Source organism: Kitasatospora sp. NPDC127035 (assembly GCF_042726075.1).
Lineage (GTDB): Bacteria > Actinomycetota > Actinomycetes > Streptomycetales > Streptomycetaceae > Kitasatospora.
On record NZ_JBHXDN010000033.1, the window covers coordinates 50,512 to 70,768 of the forward strand.

General features: G+C 73.0%; 19 protein-coding genes. 13 read left to right on the forward strand and 6 right to left on the reverse strand.

Going from position 1 to position 20,257, the window contains the following annotated elements; translation table 11 throughout:
* The first annotated feature begins 40 nt into the window (after positions 1 to 40).
* Positions 41 to 208, forward strand: coding sequence for a hypothetical protein (locus ACFWIC_RS22620; protein WP_329876664.1), 168 nt, complete (start codon positions 41 to 43; stop codon positions 206 to 208).
* A gap of 60 nt (positions 209 to 268) precedes the next feature.
* On the opposite strand, the gene ACFWIC_RS22625 is transcribed toward ACFWIC_RS22620, so the two are convergent.
* Positions 269 to 868 (reverse strand): polysaccharide deacetylase family protein, encoded by a 600-nt coding sequence (locus tag ACFWIC_RS22625; protein WP_380359667.1) that lies wholly within the window; start codon positions 866 to 868, stop codon positions 269 to 271.
* Positions 869 to 1,494: 626 nt separating this feature from the next.
* On the opposite strand from ACFWIC_RS22625, the gene ACFWIC_RS22630 reads away from it, so the two are divergent.
* From ACFWIC_RS22630 to ACFWIC_RS22640, 3 genes are all read left to right on the forward strand, one after another.
* Positions 1,495 to 1,998, forward strand: coding sequence for a hypothetical protein (locus ACFWIC_RS22630; protein WP_380519867.1), 504 nt, complete (start codon positions 1,495 to 1,497; stop codon positions 1,996 to 1,998).
* Positions 1,999 to 2,206: 208 nt separating this feature from the next.
* On the forward strand, positions 2,207 to 3,739 hold the full coding sequence (locus ACFWIC_RS22635) for a TolB family protein (RefSeq protein ID WP_380359669.1): 1,533 nt from the start codon (positions 2,207 to 2,209) through the stop codon (positions 3,737 to 3,739).
* Positions 3,740 to 4,086: 347 nt separating this feature from the next.
* The gene (locus ACFWIC_RS22640; RefSeq protein ID WP_380519868.1) at positions 4,087 to 5,367 is read left to right on the forward strand and encodes a pyroglutamyl peptidase; all 1,281 of its coding nucleotides are present in this window, start codon (positions 4,087 to 4,089) and stop codon (positions 5,365 to 5,367) included.
* A 226-nt stretch (positions 5,368 to 5,593) separates the two neighbouring features.
* Here ACFWIC_RS22640 and ACFWIC_RS22645 read toward each other — a convergent pair whose 3' ends face one another.
* Positions 5,594 to 6,319 carry a dienelactone hydrolase family protein gene (locus tag ACFWIC_RS22645; RefSeq protein WP_329876650.1) on the reverse strand — a complete coding sequence of 242 codons (726 nt, stop codon included), beginning with the start codon at positions 6,317 to 6,319 and terminating at the stop codon, positions 5,594 to 5,596.
* 561 nt (positions 6,320 to 6,880) lie between these two features.
* The gene (locus tag ACFWIC_RS22650) at positions 6,881 to 7,255 is read right to left on the reverse strand and encodes a hypothetical protein (protein WP_380519869.1); all 375 of its coding nucleotides are present in this window, start codon (positions 7,253 to 7,255) and stop codon (positions 6,881 to 6,883) included.
* 633 nt (positions 7,256 to 7,888) lie between these two features.
* On the opposite strand from ACFWIC_RS22650, the gene ACFWIC_RS22655 reads away from it, so the two are divergent.
* From ACFWIC_RS22655 to ACFWIC_RS22675, 5 genes are all read left to right on the forward strand, one after another.
* Positions 7,889 to 8,269, forward strand: coding sequence for a hypothetical protein (locus tag ACFWIC_RS22655; protein WP_355405947.1), 381 nt, complete (start codon positions 7,889 to 7,891; stop codon positions 8,267 to 8,269).
* A gap of 329 nt (positions 8,270 to 8,598) precedes the next feature.
* On the forward strand, positions 8,599 to 9,513 hold the full coding sequence (locus ACFWIC_RS22660; RefSeq protein WP_380519870.1) for an SDR family oxidoreductase: 915 nt from the start codon (positions 8,599 to 8,601) through the stop codon (positions 9,511 to 9,513).
* Between the two features lie 237 nt (positions 9,514 to 9,750).
* On the forward strand, positions 9,751 to 10,695 hold the full coding sequence (locus tag ACFWIC_RS22665) for an alpha/beta fold hydrolase (protein ID WP_380519871.1): 945 nt from the start codon (positions 9,751 to 9,753) through the stop codon (positions 10,693 to 10,695).
* A 238-nt stretch (positions 10,696 to 10,933) separates the two neighbouring features.
* The gene (locus tag ACFWIC_RS22670; RefSeq protein ID WP_380519872.1) at positions 10,934 to 11,917 is read left to right on the forward strand and encodes an SDR family oxidoreductase; all 984 of its coding nucleotides are present in this window, start codon (positions 10,934 to 10,936) and stop codon (positions 11,915 to 11,917) included.
* Between the two features lie 290 nt (positions 11,918 to 12,207).
* Entirely contained in the window at positions 12,208 to 13,038 is an 831-nt protein-coding gene (locus ACFWIC_RS22675; protein ID WP_380519873.1) for a PhzF family phenazine biosynthesis protein, read from the forward strand.
* A 139-nt stretch (positions 13,039 to 13,177) separates the two neighbouring features.
* Here ACFWIC_RS22675 and ACFWIC_RS22680 read toward each other — a convergent pair whose 3' ends face one another.
* A complete protein-coding gene (locus ACFWIC_RS22680; protein ID WP_380359679.1) occupies positions 13,178 to 13,639 on the reverse strand; it encodes a ribonuclease domain-containing protein in 462 nt (153 codons plus the stop codon).
* Positions 13,640 to 14,020: 381 nt separating this feature from the next.
* On the opposite strand from ACFWIC_RS22680, the gene ACFWIC_RS22685 reads away from it, so the two are divergent.
* The 3 genes from ACFWIC_RS22685 to ACFWIC_RS22695 all read left to right on the forward strand — a co-directional run bounded on the left by ACFWIC_RS22685 (position 14,021) and on the right by ACFWIC_RS22695 (position 17,408).
* A complete protein-coding gene (locus tag ACFWIC_RS22685) occupies positions 14,021 to 14,761 on the forward strand; it encodes a methyltransferase domain-containing protein (protein ID WP_380519874.1) in 741 nt (246 codons plus the stop codon).
* A gap of 355 nt (positions 14,762 to 15,116) precedes the next feature.
* The gene (gene thpR, locus ACFWIC_RS22690) at positions 15,117 to 15,734 is read left to right on the forward strand and encodes an RNA 2',3'-cyclic phosphodiesterase (protein WP_380359682.1); all 618 of its coding nucleotides are present in this window, start codon (positions 15,117 to 15,119) and stop codon (positions 15,732 to 15,734) included.
* Between the two features lie 906 nt (positions 15,735 to 16,640).
* Positions 16,641 to 17,408 (forward strand): hypothetical protein, encoded by a 768-nt coding sequence (locus ACFWIC_RS22695; protein WP_380519875.1) that lies wholly within the window; start codon positions 16,641 to 16,643, stop codon positions 17,406 to 17,408.
* 34 nt (positions 17,409 to 17,442) lie between these two features.
* Here ACFWIC_RS22695 and ACFWIC_RS22700 read toward each other — a convergent pair whose 3' ends face one another.
* Together ACFWIC_RS22700 and ACFWIC_RS22705 are read right to left on the reverse strand one after the other, a co-directional pair.
* Positions 17,443 to 18,864 carry a sensor histidine kinase gene (locus ACFWIC_RS22700; protein WP_380519876.1) on the reverse strand — a complete coding sequence of 474 codons (1,422 nt, stop codon included), beginning with the start codon at positions 18,862 to 18,864 and terminating at the stop codon, positions 17,443 to 17,445.
* Positions 18,865 to 19,316: 452 nt separating this feature from the next.
* Positions 19,317 to 19,835: a DUF6584 family protein gene (locus tag ACFWIC_RS22705; RefSeq protein WP_380519877.1), complete on the reverse strand. Its 519-nt coding sequence runs from the start codon at positions 19,833 to 19,835 to the stop codon at positions 19,317 to 19,319.
* 187 nt (positions 19,836 to 20,022) lie between these two features.
* Here ACFWIC_RS22705 and ACFWIC_RS22710 point away from each other — a divergent pair, with 187 nt between their 5' ends.
* Complete coding sequence (locus tag ACFWIC_RS22710) at positions 20,023 to 20,193, forward strand: hydrophobic protein (protein WP_329874831.1); 171 nt, start codon at positions 20,023 to 20,025, stop codon at positions 20,191 to 20,193.
* Positions 20,194 to 20,257: the final 64 nt, after the last annotated feature.

Sequence of the window (20,257 nt, forward strand, 5' to 3'; positions counted from 1 at the left end):
TCGGTTCGGTCCGGGTCCGTGGCATGTCACACTGGCGATCATGAACACCCCCGACCGGCTCCCGCTGTGGCAGCCCTTCTCCGAGCCCGCCACCACCGCCCCCGTCCCGGCCCCGGCCGGGGCCCGGCCGTTCGCCGTCGAGCTGGCGCCGTTCCTGGAGCCCTACCTCGACGACTTCGAGCCCGCGGCGGGGCCCGCGGCCGGCTGACCGGGCGTTCGGCCGCCCGGGCCGCCGTGCCCGGACGGCCGAAGGGCCCCGATCGCTACGTCACCAGCGGGCCGCCTTGGCGTGGAAGGTCAGCCCCGGCCAGGCCTCGACGGGCTCGGCCGAGTACACGATCTGGCCCGCACACAGGCGCCGCTCGGCGAGGCCCTGGACGATCTTCGGGATCGCCGCGAGCGTCGTCGGCAGGCCGTCGTGGAGCAGGACGATGCCGCCGGGCTTCACGGTGAGGGCGTTCGCCACGACGGTCTCGGTGGGGATGCCGCTCCAGTCGACGGTGTCGGTCGTCCAGATCACCTCCGTCATCCCGAGCCTGGACGCGTCCTGCCTGGTCCGCGCGTCGGTGCTGCCGAACGGCGGCCGGAAGAGCGTCGGTGCCCGGCCCGTCTGCGACCGGATCACGCGGCTGGTGTCCTGCAGCTCGGCGAACGCGGTGGGCGCGTCGAGCTCGACCAGGTTGGCGTGGGTGTACGAGTGGTTGCCGATCCGGTGGCCCTCCGCGGCGATGCGCGGGGTCCCGTCCGGGCGCGTCTGGGCCAGGCCGCCGGTCACGAAGAACGTGGCCCTGGTGTTCCCGGCGTCGCGCAGCGCCTTCAGGTACGCGGGTGTACTCGCCGTCGGACCGTCGTCGAACGTGAGTGCCACGTAGCCCCCGGAGCAGCGCCTCCCCGCGTCGTCGTGCCCTGTCCGCGCGGTTTGTGCGGCCTGCGCGGTCGCCGGTGCCGCGGCGAACGCCATCAGTGCGGCCAGGGTGACGCCGAGCCGGATCCGGGACCTCCCGCGTGTCGTCCTGCCGTCCTTCGTCCGGGCCTCTGCCGCTCCTGCTGCTCTCGCCGCTCTCGCTGTGAGCTTCACTTCGGGTGTCCTCTCGATCGCCGGGTCGCCGAATCGCCACGGCCGGTCGGGGAGGTCCGTGCGAGGCCGAAAGCTCCGCGCACGGTCGTGCGGGCTTCGGCCGGACACCATTGAACGCGAGCGGAGCGGCTCCGCGATACGGCAAACGCGGATTCCGTTCCCGGACCGGACACCTTGGTGACGTATCGTCAAATCACGGTCACGAAAACGTCGGTGGGGGCTCGGTGGGTCGTGCCGGGTCTGCCCCTCGCCCCGGTCCGGCGGTCCGCAGGCGTCCGTGGGCCCGCCTCAGGGGGAGCCCGTCAGGTAGCCGCGGAGCTGTTCGACCCGCAGGGTGTCGTACCGAAGGCGATGCGGTGGCGGGCGCCGGTGAGCAGGGCCGAGCCGGACGTGAGGGTGGCCGAGGTGGTGGGTTCGTGGGTCCAGCCGTCGAGTGCGAGGTCTCTGACACCCGTGAGGACGAGTTCAACTACCCGGGCCACTACGCGGCGGTCCAGTACCGGTGCGCCAAGTGGCACGGCTCCGCGAAGCAGGCCGACGCGTTCGCCGACCGCGCGGCCACGGCCGCCCCGGAGAGCAGCCTGCTGGCCGGGATGCGGCTGATCGCGCTGCACGAGCACGAGCCGGACGGCGCGGAGGAGACCTACTGGTCCACCCCGTACGCGCAGGCTGCCGTCGATGCCGCCCGCCGGGCCGTGGACGCGGCACCCGCCGGTCACCCCCGCGCCGCCGAGATCCGGCACCTGCTCGCCTGGTGCTACGTCATGACGGAGCGGCCGGTCGAGGCGATGGCGCAGTTCCAGCTGGTCGACGGCTACGTGAACGCCCTGCCCTGGCGCTACGCGGAGGACTCTGCGGGGTACTTCTGCTACACCCGGGCCGCCACCGCCTTCGCCGCCGACAGGCAGCTCGCCGCCTGACCCGGTCCGCCCCGGGCCGCTCCATCGGTCAGGCCCGGCCCGTGACGGCCGCTGCGGGCGGCGACTCCGACGGTATACGTCTGTTGACGTATCTTCCGCCGGGATCACCTGTGGCTGTTGACCGGCGCCCCTCCCGGCGATTGGCTCGCCTGGAGCCCGCCGCCGGGAGGGAGCCCGGCCGGGTGATCCCAGGGGAAGGACAGATCTCATGGCCCATCGCATCCGTACCGTCCGCAACCGGTGGCTGGCCGGTGGCGGCAGCGTCCTCGTCGCCGCCGCCGTCCTCGCCGCGACCGCGGCCCCCGCCCAGGCCCGCCCGGCACTGCGCGGCACCGTCCAGATCAGTGTCGGGGTGAACGGCACGGTGCCGGACAGCCAGTCATGGAGCCAGGCGATCAGCGCCGACGGCCGGTACGCCCTGTTCACCTCGTGGGCCACGAACCTGGTGTCCCAGCCGGCGAAGAGCGGACGCGACGCCTACGTCCGCGACCTGAGGACGGGCCGCACCGAGCGCGTCAACCTGTCCGACGACGACAACGCGCTGGACGGCTTCACCGACTACGTCGCGATCAACGCCGACGGCCGTTACGTCGCCTTCGACAGCGAGGCCGAGAACGTGGTGCCCGGCGTCCAGGTCCAGGGGCGCACCGAGGTGTACGTCCGCGACCGGAGGACCGGGCGCACCGAGCTGGTCAGCGGTGGGCTCACCAGCACCGACACCGACCGGTTCCACGCCTCGTACGCGCCCTCGCTCAGTGCGAACGGCCGGTACGTGGCCTTCGTCTCCAGTCGGACCGACCTCGTCCCGGACCTGCAAGGTGGTGACCCGTCACTGGCCAGGCCCTACACCTGGGACTACAACATCTACGTCACCGACCGCTGGACGGGGAAGACCCGTCTGGTGACCCGCGGGGTGGACGGCAAGCCGGGCGACGGCATGTCGCTCAACCCGACGATCAGCGCGGACGGCCGCACCATCGGCTTCACCTCCCTCGCGGGCAACCTGGTGCCCGCCGAGGAGACCCCTGCCGTCGCCGCCGCGGCTGTCGGGGGCGGCGCTCCCGCCGACGTGGAGCTGGCCCCGGGCCTCGCCGCAGCCACGCCCCGCAGCGCGGGAACGAGCCTCGCCCGGCCGACGACCGGCGTCTACTACACGTACGACGTGAAGTCCGGCCGCATCTCCGCCGCGAGCCTCGACCTCGACGGCAACCTCGGCTACGCGAGCTTCGGTGCGACGATCAGCCCCGACGGGCGGCGTGCGATCTACGCCCTGCCCGAGCCGGGCGGGTCGACCAACGGCCACCGGTTCCACACCGTGCTGTACGTCCGGGACCTCAGGAAGGGCACCGTGACGAAGGTCAGCGGGGGGCTGCCCGGCACCGCGTCGGTCGGCTCGTCCGACCACGGCCGGATCACGGCCGACAACCGCTGGCTCTACTTCACCTCCGCCGCCGACAACCTGGTGGCAGGGCCGCAGCACGCGGGCTGGGACGTCTACCGCCACGACCTGCGCACCGGCCGTACCGAGCGGATCGCCACCGCGCCGGACGGCTCGCTCGGCAACGGCTCCTCGATCGACCCGGTCGTGGACGCCGACGGTGACACGGTGGTGTTCGGCTCGACCAGCGGCAACCTGGTCGCCGGCACCGGCGGCCCGGCGGGCACCGACAACCAGGTCTTCGCCCGGTCCGCCGGGCACCACCGCGACGGCGACGACCGGGGCCAGGACGGCGACGACTGACCGCGTTCCGCTGTCCGCACCGCCGACCGATCGACCGCGCGGGCGGGCGTACCGGGTGGAAGGACCGCGCGGTGGGGCGAGCCGATTCGCCTCCACCGCAGGACAGTTGTGAGCCCGTGAGCCCGTGAGCCCGTGAGCCCGTGAGCGCGGTCCGCGGGGCGCGGACCCCGCACTCCACGAGGGGCCCGCGCCGCCGCACCGCGTGCCTTCAGAGGTGGGCGGGGCGGCGGGGCGGAAGACTGCTGGGCCGTGGGTCCCGCCCGGCTCCGCCGCCGCCGACCGTGACTGTCGGCGGTGACGGTGCGGCACCCTGGTGAAGCCGAGGGCGCGAATGTAGTGTCCACGTCATGACGACCGCCCGGCGCCGTGCCGCCCTCGCCGCGACCCTCATCGGCGCACTCGCCGCCACGATCACTCCCACCGCCACCGCCACCGCCGGTACCGCGCAGCAGGCCCGTCCCCACTGCCAGACCGTCGACTCCGCGCAGCCGGACCGGGAACAGGCACGTACGGCGGACCCGCGGACCGCTGCCCTGACCGAACGCGGGGGCTTCGGCGACTTCGTCCGCCGGTTCCCCGCAGCGCTCTGCACCGCGCGCACCGCCGAGCAGGCCGGCCGGCTGGTCGACGCCTGGGGCGAGGCACTGTGGCGGGCCGGCGTCGACCGCGCCCAGGGGCGCCGTCCCGGCGGCGACCTGCCGGCCGTCGACGACCGGCCGCTGTACTGGACCAGGGTCGCCATGACCCTGCAACTCGGCCGCTGGAAACCGGACTTCGCCGTCGACGCCGCCGTCCTGCGGCAGCGCTTCGAGGACGCCTCGCGCGGACTCGCCGACAGCGGGTTCGGCGGCCGTCCGGGCGTGCGCCGGATCTTCGTCAGCGGGTTCGACCCGTTCGGTCTGGACGCCGAGCTGCGCCGCGCCAATCCGTCGGGCTCGGCGGCCCTGCAACTGGACGGACGGCGGATCGTCCTGGCCGACGGCAGCCCCGCGGAGATCCAGACGGTGCTGTTCCCGGTCCGCTACGGCGACTTCGACCGCGGCATCGTCGAGCGCGCCTTCGCCCCGCGGCTCGCCCCCGGCCACCGGTCCGCGGACCTCATCACCACCGTCAGCCAGGGCTATCCCGGACTGTTCACCCTGGAGGCCTGGGCCGGCCGGTCCCGCTCCGCGGACCCGTACCCCGACAACGCGGGCGCGTTGTCCGGTGGCACCCGCGAGCACCCCGTCACCGCCCCCGGCCTCGGTCCCGGTGCGGAGTTCATCGCCACCAGCCTGCCCACCGGGCCGATGACCGCCGTCCAGCAGCCGTACCCGCTCAAGGTGAACACCACCGTCACCGAGATCCCCGCCGGGGCGAGCGGCCCGGTCGACCGGACGGACGGCCCGACCCCCGGTTCGCGCGCGGTCGCCGGTGGTGGCGGGGGCTACCTCTCCAACGAGGTGGCCTACCGCACCAACCGGCTACGGCTGGAGCTCGCCCCGCAGCTGCCCGGCGGCCACCTGCACACCCCCGTGCTCACCGGTCTCCCGGAGCAGACGGAGCAGCTCACCGGGCCGGTGTTCGAGCAGAACGAGGCCGCGATCACCGCCGAGATCCTCGACATCCTGCGGCACATCGTCGGCTGACGGCCCGGGTCTTCCCGGTCGCCCCGTCGGCCGCCCTGTCAGCTGCGCCCGGCAGCCGACAGGGCGTGTCGGCGCGGCCCTCGCCCGAGTACGGCTCCGGCCGTCCGCCGTCCGCCGTCCGCCGTCCGGGTCGACGTCGCCGCCGACCTCGGCCCGGCCCGGGGCGCCCGCGCCTACGTGTCTGCCACGTCGGAGTGGGCAGCCTGTACGGCTTGCTCGGGGTCGCTCACCCGGTGAGGGGCACGCACTCGGCAAGCAGGGCGACCACGTCCCGCCAGGCCCGCTGCGCGTGCTGCGGGTGGTGGCCGACGCCGGGGACCACGTCCTGGTCGACCGGCGGGTGGTGGAAGGCGTGCAGTGCCCCGCCGTAGACGACGAGGCGCCAGTCGACGCCGGCGGCCTGCATCTCGGCGGTGAAGGCGTCCCGTTGTGCGGGCGGCATGATCGGGTCCTCCGACCCGACCCCGACCCACACGGGGCAGCGGATGCGCGAGGCTTCGCCCGGTCGGCCCGTGGTGAGCGCGTTGACGGTCCCGATAGCGCGCAGGTCGACGCCGTCGCGCCCGAGTTCGAGCACGATCGCGCCTCCGGTGCCGTAGCCGATGGCGGCGATCCGGTCGGGGTCGGTCCGCGGCTCGGCGCGCAGTACGTCGAGCGCCGCGTGGCCGATGTCCCGCATCCGGTCCGGGTCCGCGAGCAGGGGCGTCGTGTGGGCCAGCATCTCCTGGGGGTCGGTGAACCAGCGCCCGCCGTTGATGTCGAAGGCCAGCGCCACGTAGCCCAGTTCGGCGAGGGCGTCGGCCCGGCGGCGCTGGAAGTCGTTCAGACCCGGCCCCTCGGGCCCTATCAGGACCGCAGGTCTGCGGTCGACACCGGCAGGGAGCGCGAGATGCCCGATCATCGTCAGGCCGTCGGCCGGGTACTCGACCGTGCGTGTCGTAACCGTCGTCATGCGACCGGACTGTAGTCGCGGTCGCGCCCGGTCGGGCCGGACTTCGCCGTCGGCGGAACGTACGGCTGCGGACCGCCGATCCCCGACCGGACACCGCCGCTTGCCGTCCGCCGCCCGCCGCGCGGCGGCCTGACCGGGGGACAGGGGGGACGCTGACACCGATCTCCCGGTCGGGCCTTCCGACGCGAGAAACTCGTGGGTTTGCCCGGCGGGATCAGGGTGAGAAGAGCCCCGGGTGAGCGGAACGTGGTCCGGTCGGTGAGTCTCCCCCCACTCACCGCCCGGACCGCGCCCGGCCCGTACGTGGGCGGGCGCGGCCCATGTTGCCGCCTGGCCGTGGTGCAGTCGGTCCCGGCGATGTACACCGGTCGTCGAGTTCGAGCCCGGCGCCCCGATGCGCCTTGCCGGTTCCCAAGCGCCCCAGGATCACTGGCGCAAGCTCACGCGCACGCGCCAGAAGCGCTCCCGCCCGCCTCGTCCATGCCCGCCTCCTGCGCGGCGCCGAGCAACCGGCTGTACGCCCGCGAAGCCGGTCCGTCGCCGCCGCGAGGACGCCGACCCTCACAGCGGGGTGAGGATGTCCTGGTGCGCCCCGTCGAGGACGAGGCCGTTGTCCCACCGGACCCGGACCGTCGCCCGCGCCCCCGGCTCCTGGTGGGCGGCCCAGGTGGGCTCCAGCGCGGCGATCTCGGCCTCCAGCCGCGTTCGGCTCGCCGCCGGCATGGTGTGCCCGTAGTCCTCCAGGAGCGCCTTGAGCCGCTCGTACTCGCGGGCGTCCTCGCTCTGCGGGAGTTCCCCGTCCACCCCCTCGACCGTGCCCTCGATCCCGGCTCCCAGGGACAGGAACCCGACGACGGTCCCGAGCTCCCCGGCGGTTGCCTCGCCGATCCCGAGATCCTCCGTCAGCCGGACACGCCGGCCTTCCTCCAGGGTCATGCGTCCTCCGCCTCTCAGCCGATCGGTGCCGTCCGCCACTGTCCGCCGGGCGCGCAGGGGAGCCGGCTCCACGGGGCCGCAGCCCTGCTCGGGCAGGCCCGCACAGCGAGCATAGGCGCCGCCGGGCCAGACGCCCGCCCGGCCTGATCGAGAACCGGAGGCGGTTTGTCTCCGCCGGGTCCGACCGCCGGCTCGGAAGGCGTCGGTCTCCGGCGTCAGTGCCATTTCGACCCTTTGTCCTGAGTGGTTCCGTTCTGGCGACACCATAGGTCTTCGCACTGACACAGCGGTTCGTGGCATCGAACCCCGTCTGCCTCGGCCGGACCGATTCCTCCGGTGCACGGGAGACGTGAACTCCGGGGCTCGCAAGGCGTTGGCCGCCCGCCTCGCGGGCGGTGTCCAGGTGCGGACGTGCGCGGATAGTTGGTACTGGTGCCCGTCCGCATCCCGTATGAGGAGGTCTTACAGATACCTCCACGGGGGTACGGATTCGGGAAACTCCTCTGGGAGACTTCTGAGTTCCCGGAGGAGATTCCCCGGAGTGAATGAAGAGGCGGACCCTTGAAGAAGAAGGTACGTTTAATCGCGCTTCTATTCGCCGTCGTTGCCGGAATGTTCGGCTTCGCTGCGCCGGTGCACGCTACGCCGACCGACCACTACGTGGACCTCGAAGTGGGATCCGCTCCGGGTTACTACGACGGAGTGAGCGGCTGTAACACCTGGGTCACCTACGGAGCCCCTTCGCGCGTGCTCCTGTGCGGAAGTCAGGTCACCACCGTGACATGGGCCGACGGTCGGAAGGAGGTCAGCGGTCTGGGCACCGACCACGCGATCTGGTCCTCGCGGCAGACCACCCCGGGAGGATCATGGGCCCCCTGGGCGAGCCTCGGCGGGGAGAACCTGAAGTACGGGGTGGCCTGGCCCAACCCGTCCACCATCGGTGCCTGGGGCGCTGACAACAGTATCTGGGGTCGCACCTTCGACAACGGCTGGGGTCCCTGGCACATCTGCTGATCCCGGACGGCTGCGCACCGGATCCACGTCCGGGGCGGTTGCGGCACACGAGGCCGGAACCGCCCCGGACAGGTCCGTGAAGTCCGAGGCCGCGGGATTGCCCCGTCACATGATCGGGTGTTCACCGGGGCCCGGGGCGGCGAAGAGGCACCCGAAGGGGGCGGGCCGGCCTACGGGGGCGGGTCCGAGCCGTGCCGAGTGTGACCCGGGCGGGTGCACGGTCGTTGTCACCGGGCCGGTCCCGTCACCTTCCCCCGGCAGGGTCGCACGCTGCCCGGGGTCGGCCCGCCGTGGGACGGCCACCCGCCTATCCCTGGAGCGAACAAGCCGTGAACGAGCAGACAAGCGGACCCGGTCGGTCGGCCGGCGTACTGGTGACGGGCGCGACCAGCGGGATCGGCCTGGCCACAGCGCTGCTCCTGGCCCGCCAGGGCCACCGCGTGATCGGGACGGCCCGCTCCCGGGACAAGGCCGACGCGCTCGTCCGCACCGCCCGCGACCGGGGTCTGACGCTGCATGCGGTGGTCATGGACCTCACCGATCCGGCCTCCTGCCACGAGGCCGTCGCGCAGGCGGCCGACCTGACCGACGGCGGCCCCCACGCGCTGGTCGCCAACGCGGGCATCCCGCTGACGGGTGCGATCACCGACCCCCCGGAGGACCGGATCCGCGAGATCATGGAGGTCAACGTCGTCGGCACGCTGCGCATGTGCGCGCTGGTGCTGCCCGCGATGCGCCGACGGGGCCGGGGGCGGATCGTGACCGTCTCCTCCGCCTCCGCGCGGATCCCGGCGCCGATGAACGGCTGGTACACCGCCAGCAAGCACGCGCTCAGTGCGGCGACGCACAGCCTGCGCATGGAGACCCGCCGCCACGGCGTGCAGGTGGTCCTGATCGAGCCCGGCACCGTCGCGACCCCGTTCTGGGACCGCGCCCGGGAGGATCTGTCCTCCCTCACCACCATCCAGACCGACGCCGGTGTCCACGACCGTACCGCGAGCCTCCTGGCCCGCATCCAGCGCTCGGCCGGCGGGCCGCAACCGGTGGCCCGCGTCATCGCCAGGGCCCTCAGCGTCCCGCGCCCACGGCGCAGGTACACCGTCGGCCTCGACGCCCACCTGGGCACCGCCCTGCAGTACGCGGCGCCGCTGTGGCTCAGCGACCGCCTCAAGACCCGCCTGTTCGCCCTCCACACCCCGCCCGCCACCGCCCTCACCCGGATCGGGCGGGCGAGCGACGACTGACCCCGCCGGAGCGGTGCCCAGCGACCGCCGGCGGCTCGCAGACACCCTTCGCAGCGCCGCTCGCGGAGATCACGCCCCCGCCGCGAGCGGGCCCGCCCCGGTCCCGGCGCCTTGACGAGCCCGATTCCCCGGGCCGTCCACGTGACCGTACCCCGCCATGATCGTTGCACCTGACGGCGCGGACGTCACGGTCGCATCCGACCGGGCCGCCAGGGTTCGCAGGAGCAGGGGAACGTCTTGGCCTTCGAAGAGTTCGTGGTGTCCGGCTACGGCGGATACAGGTCCGAGGGGCGCACGCTACGACACCGCGACCCCGACGTCGACACGGTCGTGCTGATCGGCGGGGCCCTTCAGCGCAAGGCGGCCTGGGGCCGCTTCGAGGCGGTGCTCGCCGAGCGGTTCCACGTGTTCACCGTGGACCTGCCCGGGTGGGGCGATGCCGACACCCTGCCCGCCGCCCTGGGCGTGGACTTCCTCGCGGGCGCCCTGCACGACCTCCTGGAGGCGGCCGGGCACGGGCGCGGGCAGGTGCACGTGCTCGGCGCCTCGTACGGCTCCGGCATCGCCCACCGCTACGCCCAGACCCGCCCGTGCGCGGTACGCAGCATCGTCCTGGCGGGGCCGCTCCTGTGGGTCCCCGACGCGGTCCGGGAGGACCTGAGGCGCAGCGTGGACCTGCTGGAGGACGGGCGGATGGAGGAGTTCGCCGAGCTGAGCGCCGACGTCATCCTGCGCTCCACACCGGGCGCGCGGGTGACCCGGCAGGCGGCGGTGCGCCGCATCCTGCACTCCATGTTCCGCGACATCGTCGGCGCGGACCGGGAGAAGTACCGCCACAACACCCTGCGGTTGTTGCGGCAGACGCCGTCGCCGCAGCCGCCGATCACCGTGCCCGTCCTGGTGGTCACGGGCGAGCACGACCGCTTCACTCCGCCCGAGCTGTGCCGCGAGGTCGCCTCGGCCTGTACCGATGCCCGCCTCGTGCTGGTGTACGACGCGGACCATGCGATGCACCTGGAACTCCCGGCCCGGGCCGGGGACCTGCTGACCCGCTTCGTGACCGGCGAGTCCCTCGACGGCCTCTCCTACTGCCACCCGGTGGAGTACACGGCCACGGCCACGGCACCGTCGGCATCCGCCAGGCCCGAGGCGGCGCCGAGCGCCCTGACGGCGATGGCCTGAGTCGAAGCCCGACCCGCTCCGCACCGGCCCCACCGCCACCGCCACCGCCACCGGCACCGCCACCGCCTCACCCCGCACCCGGATGCCGGCATCGGCCCGAACTGGATCCGCCGCCCCGGCCGGCGGGCGAACCGGCCGCGCAGCCCCACGGTCCCGACACCCCGCCGGCGGGCCGCCAATTCCGCCACCGGGCCGCCCCTCCCGGCACCACACCGCCCCTTCCCCACCCGAGGCCACCATGACCCCAGCCCGTCCCACCGTCCTCCTCACCGGCTCGACCGGCGTGATCGGGGCGAACCTCCTCCCCGCACTCGCCGTCCACCACGACGTCACCGCGCTCGTCCACCGCCGCCGGCCCGAAGGCGCCACCACCTGCCTCCAGGCCGACCTCACCGTCGACGGCCTGGGACTGGACGCCGGCCGGCGCCGCGAACTGGCCGCCGGCATCGACGCCGTCGTGCACTGCGGGGGCCTGACCGACTTCGCCCCGCGCGACCACGCCGCCTTCGACACCGTCAACGCCGAAGGCACCCGCAGAATCCTGGAACTCGCCGACGACGCCCGCGTCCCCGTGGTCCTGCTCTCCTCCGCCTCGGCCGCCTTCGAGGTCACCGGCGACGACCTCGCCGCCCGCTCCATGCGCGCCTACGGCCGCTCCAAGCGCCGAGCCGAGGAACTGGCCACCCACTGCGGCCAACCCGTCGCCGTCGTGCGGACCGCCCTCCTGTTCGCCGCCCTCCGGGCCGCCACCCCACCGCGACACCAGTTCCCCCACGCCCTGTTCACGGTCATGCTCCAGGCGCGCCCCGGCGGACTGCCCGTCCGCCCCGACCACTGGACCGACATCCTCCCCATGGAGACCCTCGTCGACTACGTCACCGCGCTGACCGGAGCCCTCATCGACGGCGACACCAGGGCGCCCGGCCTCCACTGGGTCACCGCCGGCCCCGCCCGGCTGACCGCGGCCGACCTGGAACGGGCCTGCATCGAGTTCCTCGACGAGGCAGGCCGCCCGGCCCGCGGACCGCTCCTGGCCGACCCCACCACGCCACAACCGCGTACCCGCGGCATGGCCCGCGTGGCCCAACTCGGCTTCCTCCCACCCGACCAGCCCGACATGCCCTCCGACCTGAGCCGCCTCCTCCCCGCCCAGGTGACCCGCACCGACGTCCTCCGGGCCCTCGCCCACAACGTCCGACGCTGCGCACCGTGGGCACCGTGAACCACCCCTCCCCGCAGACCCGTTCGGCAGCTGGGCCCGTTCCCGCCCGCGCCCGCACCCGCGCCCGCGTCGATCGCCGCGTTCTTGCCGTCGTCCGGTTCCGGTCGGGCCTGCGCCGAGTGGTGTGACGGCCGGTACGACGGGCTTTGACGGATCGTCGGACCTGAGGGCCCCGGCCTGCGGATCGGCGAGGTCCCCCCGCCAGGGCCGGCGCGGCGCGGCGGGGAAGGGGGCCACCTGTCTCGGATTGGCCCTGGGGGTGCGGGCCCGGGCGGCGTTACGGTCCGGGCATGCGCCTCTTCGTCGTCGACGCCTTCACCGATCGCCCCTTCTCCGGGAACCCGGCGGCCGTCTGTCTGCTGCCTGCCGGGCAGTGGCCGCAGGATGCGTGGATGCAGCGGATCGCGGCCGAGATGAACCACTCGGAGACCGCGTTCGCCCTTCCGCTGCCCGCTTCGTCCGAGGCCGACTGGGCCGTCCGCTGGTTCACCCCGCGGGTCGAGGCCGGTCTCTGCGGTCATGCGACACTCGCCACGGCGCACGCGCTTCGCGCCGAGAGGGGCCTCGTCGGGGCCGTCCGGTTCCTGAGCCGGAAGCACGGCGTCCTGGTCACCCACGCCGACGCGGAGGGGGCCATCACACTCGACTTCCCGGTCGCGGCCCCGGGTACCGCGGTGGCCGTGCCGGACGGGCTCGCCGGCACCTTGGGGGCCGCTCCCGAGACCGCCTTCCGCTCCGACGGCCTCGGTGACCTGCTGGCGGTCTTCGCCGACGAGGCCACGGTCCGGGACCTCAGGCCGGACTTCGACGCCGTGGCCGAGTTGACCACCCGCGAGGCACTGCGCGGCGTGATCGTCACGGCCCCCGCTGCCGAGGGAGCCCAGGGCCACGACTTCGTCTCCCGCTTCTTCGCACCGGCCAGGGGCATCCCCGAGGACCCGGTCACCGGCAGCGCCCACACCACGCTCGCGCCGTACTGGTCGGCCCGACTCGGCCGGGAGGAGCTCACCGGCCTCCAGGTGTCGTCACGCAGCGGCCTGGTGCGCACGGCTCTGAGCGGCGACCGTGTCCACCTCACCGGAAACGCCGTCACGGTCCTGGACGGCACCCTGCACATCTGACGCCCGAAGGACGGAGGGGGACGTGACTCCCGCCCCGTGCCGTCCCCTCCCGTTCCGCCCCGCCCCGCCCCGGGCCGCGTCCGGCACAGCCGGGGCACCCGGGCGGGACCGGGGACGGGAGGGTGCGGGGCGCGGTCCGTCAGGAACAGCCGGAGGTGATCTCGCGGAAGTTGTCGTAGTGGTCGTCGGTGTACCAGACGGTCCGGGTGTCGGGGTTGCGGACGAGGCGCTCGGCGTCGCGGTGGGTGCCGAGGGTGCGCGGGTTGACGTCGTACTCGCGGTAGCGGCCGTCCTTGGGGAGGTCGCCGCTGCGGTTGCCGTAGACGTTGCTGCCGCGGATCACCAGGCCGTCACCCGCGGGGTAGTCGCGGGGGCGGTCGGCGGTCGGCCAGCCGAGCCCCCGCCAGATGTGGCACGCTTCGTCGACCTGGGGCGGGAACTCCTCGACGGGCAGCGGGGGTTCGACGATCGCGCGGACCACCGCGTGGTGTGCGGCGGACCCGGTGGGCGCGGCCGCGGCGGGCGATACGGAGGGGGCGACGACGGCAGCCAGGAGCAGGGTGGCGGCGGCGAGGCGCCGCAGACTTCTGAGTGTGGTCATGCCCGGTATGAACGAGCGCGGGGCAGCTCTGTCACGCTGCGTCACCCGCATGGCTCGGGGTGGTCGGAGGGCCCGGGGGGGCGTTCCTCGAAGGTCTCGACGAACCGGTCGAGAACCGCCGGCCCATCCGTCCGCGCGCCCGTCGCCGGCTCCGGCGGACCGCTACCTCCCACAACCCCCGGGCATGGCCCGGTCGGGCCGGGGCGGGGCCGCGTCCCTGCTCGACCGACGCCTCCGGCCCCGCCAGGACTCACCCGTCCGGTGGTTTTACCGGCGCGGGGTCGAACGCGGTGTGAAGGATCGAGCCGAGTGGTTTCCGCCGTTGCCAGGCCCGGTATGGAGGCTGTCATCGCTGCCACGACACACGGGAGAGACCTGCTGATGAGTGCTTCGGAACGCTACGTACGCGCGTGGGAGGGCTTCTGGGCCGAGAACACGGGAGAACCGGGGGAGCCGTTCTGGGACGCGGACGCGACACTGACGGCGGCCCCGCACATCGCGCTCTTCGCGGCCCACGTCGACCGCACGCTGCCGATCGTCGACCTCGGTTGCGGCAACGGCACCCAGACCCGCTACCTGGCCGGGCACTTCCCGCGCGCGGTGGGCGTCGACCTGTCCGCCGCGGCCGTGGCACACGCCCGTCGGGCGGACCGCGACGCAGTGGCCGAGTTCGAACAGTTCGACCTCACCGACCTGGCGGGGGTGCGGCGACTCGGCGACCGAATCGGCGAGGCCAACGTCTACCTGCGGGCCGTGCTCCACCAGAGCGACCCGGACGACCGGGTGCCGGTCGCGGAGGCCGTCGCCCTGCTGCTCGGCCGACGCGGCCGGGGTTTCGTGGTCGAGCCGACCGCAGCCGCCAAGGCGGTGCTCCAACAGGTCGCCGAACGGCCCGGTGGCCCGCCGGAGAAGCTTCGACAGGTCCGCAAGCACCAACTGCGCCCGGCCGAGGTCGCTTCGGGAGAGTTGCCCGAGCTGCTGCACGAGGCCGGGTTGGAGATCCTCGACCAGGGCGAGAGCGACCTCGCCATGAGCGAGCGCCATCCGGACGGCACCCGGGTAGCGCTGCCGGCCCACTGGTTCGTCGTTGCCGTGGCAGAGGCCGTCCGTCCGGGCAGCTGAGCGCCCGCCGCCCGCCGGTAGCTGTCTGCCGCGGCTGCGCCGGCGGTGACCCCAGGGACGCCGGGTGAGGTTCCGAGGGGGGGAGACGGATCCGCCGCACCGTCGAGGGTCACGCCGGGGCAGGCTCCCGAGCTCCGGCTCACCGCCGAGCCCGACCCCGGTGCCCGGTCCCGACGCCCGATCCCGGAGCCCCACCCCGGAGCCCGATCCCGGTGCCCGGACCCCGGTGATATGCCCCAGGGGGGTGCGGCGGTCACAGTGGGGTGGCGGCCGACGATCAGGGCGTCGGCGTCGGCGTCGGCCCCGGCGGCACCGGCGAGCGCGGGCGACCCGCCCTCGGCTAACCTCCCCCTTCGTGGATGATCACCCCGAGCCCTCGACCCTCCGTGTCTTCGTGGCACTGGCCCCGCCCGACGACGCCAAGGACGAACTGGCCCGGGCCCTGCAGCCCGCCTACGCCGCGTACCCGCGGCTGCGGTGGAACCGGATCGAGGACTGGCACATCACCCTGGCCTTCCTCGGTGAACTGTCCTCCGGGGCGGTGCCGCTCCTGAGGTCGGTCCTGGCCGATGCGGCCGCGTCGTACTCCGCCCTGCACCTGGGCCTTCGGGGCGGCGGCCACTTCGACCAGCGACTGCTGTGGAGCGGGATCGACGGGGACCTGGAGGGACTGCACCTGCTCACCGCCGACGTCCGGGACCTGATCAGGTCCTGCGGGATCGAGTTCAGGGACCGCCCGCTGCGCCCCCACCTGACCCTGGCCCGCTCCCGCCGCGACGATCCCACCAGCGTGCCGCAGGCCGCGGCCGGGCTCGGCGGGTTCGTGGGCCGGGCGTGGTGGACCGAACGTCTCCACCTCGTCGGCAGCAACATCGGCCGTGGCCCCGGGCCGATCCACTATCGCGACATCGAGGCGTGGCGATTCGGCGCCGCCGTCCGGTCCGACGGCGACGGCGCCCTCACCGAGCCGTAGCCGTCAGACGTGCTCCTGAGCCATCAGCCTAAAGGGCCCGAAATTCGCAATACCGGAAGAGAGGTGAAGGTTTCGAACTTTCGGGTGAGTCGCATTAGATCCTTTGCGGGAGGCTCCCCGTTCTGGATGGCCAAGACATACTTGCGTGCCTCGAAAAGTCCGAGAAGTGGGGCGCTCCTGCGAAGGTGGCGCATTGCCGCCATGTGGCCTTCTGTGTGAAGAGTGATGGACACCTCCGACATCAGGGGATCCGGCGGTTGGGCTCCTTTGAATTGTCGAATAAAAAGATCATGCCAGTCCTCCTGGAGCATTGCGCTCGGTATTTTGTAGATGCTCCCGTCTGCGCCGTCGACCAGGTAGGGTGAGCAGCCGAGAAGCGGGCTGGCGGTAGTGGGGTCGTGCTGATACTCGACAGAATTCCAGGCAGCCGGCCAACCGGCGGGCGTCCCGGTGACGCCGATGATGGCCAGTTCCGCCCTGCTGCTTTACGAGCAAGCCCTTGATGAGCGCGACCGCTTGGCGTCCGGAGATATTAATTGGATGACCTTCCAGAACTCCCCATGCCCTGGGACTCTGTGCGCTACTACGTCGACGAGCCCCCCACGCCGACGGCGCCTACTGCGCCGAACACCGCATCACAGGGAGGCGCCGGCAGCCGGTTGCTTTCGGGGCGACCGGCGACGAGGCCCGCCGCCCGCACCGGCTCAAAGCCCTGGAGCAGGCGCCGGGCCAACGGGTCGGCCGGGCAGGTGGAGGCCAGTCCCTCCTGCCCGTCGCCCGCCTGCGGCTCGACACGAGGAGGCCGGCGGGAGCGGCGTGGGAGACTTCGTACGAGTGATCGTCCACGAACCGGTCAGAACCAGCGCGCCGGGCGTGGGCCGGCTGTCGGCGAGAGGAGCGGAGAGCGTGGGAACGGACGGGACAGGGCTGTACGCGGACGACACCGCGTGCGATGTCCGCGACGCCTACCGCGACGCCCTGCAAGCGGGGGCGGACACCCAGGAGGCCGAAGCGCGGGTGCTGAGCGCCTTCGCCGAGGAACTCGCGGACCCGGACGAGCGGGCCGTGGTCCGGTTCGCCCTGGCGGACACCCAGTCGCGGCTCGGACGACTGACCGGCTCCGCCCGGCGGGAGGCCCTGGCCCTGCTGGACGCGGGCGGCGACCTCGACCGCTGGCAGGAAGCCGGCGCCGCAGAAGTGCGCCGGCGGGCCGCTGTCCTGCGACGGCTGAGAGCCCGGCTGGAGGGCCCCCAGCCCGAACCACGTCCGCTTCGCGCCCGCGGCCCGCAGCCCGCGCGGGCCGTCCCGGGCCGGGTCTACGCGTACCGGGCGCGGAGCGGCCGTACGTGCCTGCTCCGGGTGGCGGGCCGGGCGGACGCGGGCTGCTCGACCGGCCCGGTCATCCGGTTCCTGGACCATCCCGGACCGGACCTCCCCGATCCGGCCGATCTGGCGGAGATCCCCGAGCGGCGCTACCACCCGCGGTGGAAGCGGACCGAGGTGGTCATCACGGACGACGGCCGCGCCGAACGGGAGAGCGCCGGGCTGATCCTGGTCGGCGAACACCCCGTCCCGGCCCTGACCCCGTCCCCCAACGGCCGGACAGTCTCCACCTGGGCGCAGCTCTGTGCCTACCTGGAGACCCGGGACGACCTGACCCGCACCGCCGGCTGACCCCTCGCACGCCGGCCCGGCACGCCACGCGGGCTCAGGGGTGCGAAGGCGCTGGAGCCGCCTGCGGGGGAGGTGTCGGCGAGCCCGGCAGCCTCACGGTGGCGACCGCACCGCCCGTCTGACCGTCCGCTCCGGGCGCCGCCTCGGCGAGCGACACCTCGCCGCCGGCGTCGTGGATCGCCTGGGCGACGATCGCCAGGCCCAGGCCGGAACCGGGCAACTGCCGCGCGGTCGGCGCGCGCCAGAACCGGTCGAACACGTGCGGCATGTCCTCGGGCGCGATGCCCGGTCCGTGGTCACGGACCGTGAGAACGCCGGAGACGAGCGAAACATCGACGGCTCCGCCGACCGGACTGAACTTCACCGCGTTGTCGAGAAGGTTGACCACGGCCCGCTCCAGGGTGTGCGTGTCCGCCCGTACGTACCACGGCTGAAGATCGACGTTGAACGTCAGAGAGTGCCCGCGCAGCCTTGCACGGTCCAGTGCGCGGGCGGCGACGTCGTGCAGTCCCAGCACGGGCACGGGACCCACCGCCGGCACGGGACGGGAGAGGACCAGCAGGTCGCCGATGAGGGTGGACAGCTCCACCATCTGGGCCTTCACGTTGGCGAAGACCTTGGCACGCGTGCCCTCGGGCAGTGGCCGCCCGATCTCCTCGCTGCGGACCAGCAGATCGATGTTGGTGCGCAAGGAGGTCAGCGGGGTACGCAGCTCGTGGCCGGCATCGGCGATCAGCTGCGACTGGCTGTCGCGGGAACGGGCGAGAGCGGTGCTCATGGCGTTGAACGCCCGGCCGAGGCGGGCGATCTCGTCGCCGCCGGCCACGTCGATGGTCGTGCCCGGCTCCTGGGTACGTGCGATGTGCTCGGCCGCCCGGGTGAGGCGGTCGACGGGCTGCAGGGCCCTTCGCGCGAGCCACCACGCACCGGTGGCCGAGGCCGCGATCACCAGCGCGGCGACGGCGGCCGTGACCAGGGCGAGTCCGAACAGCGCGTCGTGTACCGGGCGCAGGGGTTGGGAGAGCGCGACGGCTGCAGTGGTGGGCCTGCCGTTGAACACGACGGGTCCGTAGCTGACCACGTACACCCGCACGGCGTCACCGTTGACCAGTCGCCCGTTGCGGAAGTAGGAGTGTGCGCCGGCTTCGCTCGTCCCGCTGCCCGCCACCGGCAGGTCGCCGTCAGTGACTTCCACGGACCGGGATTCGTTCGGCGGACAGGACGTCCCGTCCGCGAAGATCACCGTGGGGACGGTGTCCCTGGTCATCCACGGCTGGGTGACGACCCCACGGCACCAGTCGTTCATCGCTCGGATCTCGGCTTGAGGCGGCGCGTGCACGTTCGGCGCCCAGGTGCGCGCCAGCGCCTGATCGACCTGAGCGGTCATCTCCTCGCGTGCCACGAACCAGCCGGTCACCGCGCACGTCACCACGGCCAGTGACACGGCCGCAGCCACGGATACCGCCAGTCGGCTACGCAGAGCCGTCCCACGGAGCCACTTGTCCCGCAGTCGAGACGTCCCCACCGCTTCACCGACCGGCTTCCCGTCCACCGCTGACCGTTCCACCTAACTGATCGTCTCAGATTGAATTTGCTTGCAGGACTTGGAAGTTGGTGTCGGTGGCGGGCAGAGTCGCACGGGTATCGGATGATCTTGTGCTTGATGACCTGTGGAAACGGGTGGCCCATCACCCCCGCTTCGGCTCGATCGGTGACGGTCGTCACCGACGGTCGGACGCTCTTCGGCCGGATGATCACGACAAAGGTCGGGCCTGGAGATGAGAAATATCTGAACAACCGCCTGCGGTATGCCTGAGAACCTGCTGCCCCTCCGAGAGTGACACCCGAAGCGTCCTTCCGGCCCGGCCCCTGCGCTGCTCCGCCTGCCCCCGGCCGCCCCGCAGTCCGTCAGAGCCGGCTGATGAAGCTGACCGCGCCGAGGACGACGAACAGAACCAGCACGAGCACGACGAGGATCACGGCCGTGCAGCCCACCGCCCGGATCACGGCGGACGAGCTGCCTGCCTCGGTCTCCCGGCCGTCGGAAGGAGCGAAGCCCCAGGAAAGCGGACGGCCCGCGGCGTCCGAAGCCGACTCACGGACCTCGGTCAGACGTGTTCGAGCGATGTCGGTGGCTGCCACGTCCTCGGGACCTCGCCACGCCAGAGCGGTCATCCGGGCGACGGGGTGGGGGTACCGAGCCTCGAACGCCGCCGTCTCATCAGGGTCCCGGTCAGCCTGCAGATACGTCCAGCGCCCGGCCTGGGCAGCATCGCCGTACAGTCGGTAGACCTCACCCAGGCGGCACCGCACCTGAAGGTCGGTGGGGCAGGAGGACACCAGGCCGCGTAACCGCTGGCGAGCCATGGGTACGCGGCCCGCACGGAGGTCCGCTTCTGCGTTGGCAAGTGTCTTCTCGACGGTCACCAGCAGATGATCACCGAGCGAGGGGCGCAGGCTCAACGGCTTTACCGACCAGCAGGCGAGGGCGCCCGCCACGTCGGCCGGCAGCCTGGGCGGGGTCGTCTGCCCTCGTCGGGCGGAAAGATTCCCAGGAATATGAGCTGTTCAGCGGGGCAGTCGGTCCTCCGACACTGACTACGGAGGTCGACTCATGGTTCCGCTTCTCATCGTCCTGCTGCTGGCTCTGCTCCTGTTCGGGGCGGGTTTCGCGGTGAAGATCCTCTGGTGGGTGGCCGTCGTCGTCCTGGTGCTCTGGCTGGTCGGGTTCGTTGCTCGCGGTACGCACTCCTCCGGCCGCCGTCACCGTTGGTACCGCTGGTGACCGGCAGGAACATCCGCATCTAGGGAGGGGGTCGGGGCCCCCCCCGGTGGGGGGGGGGGCGCCC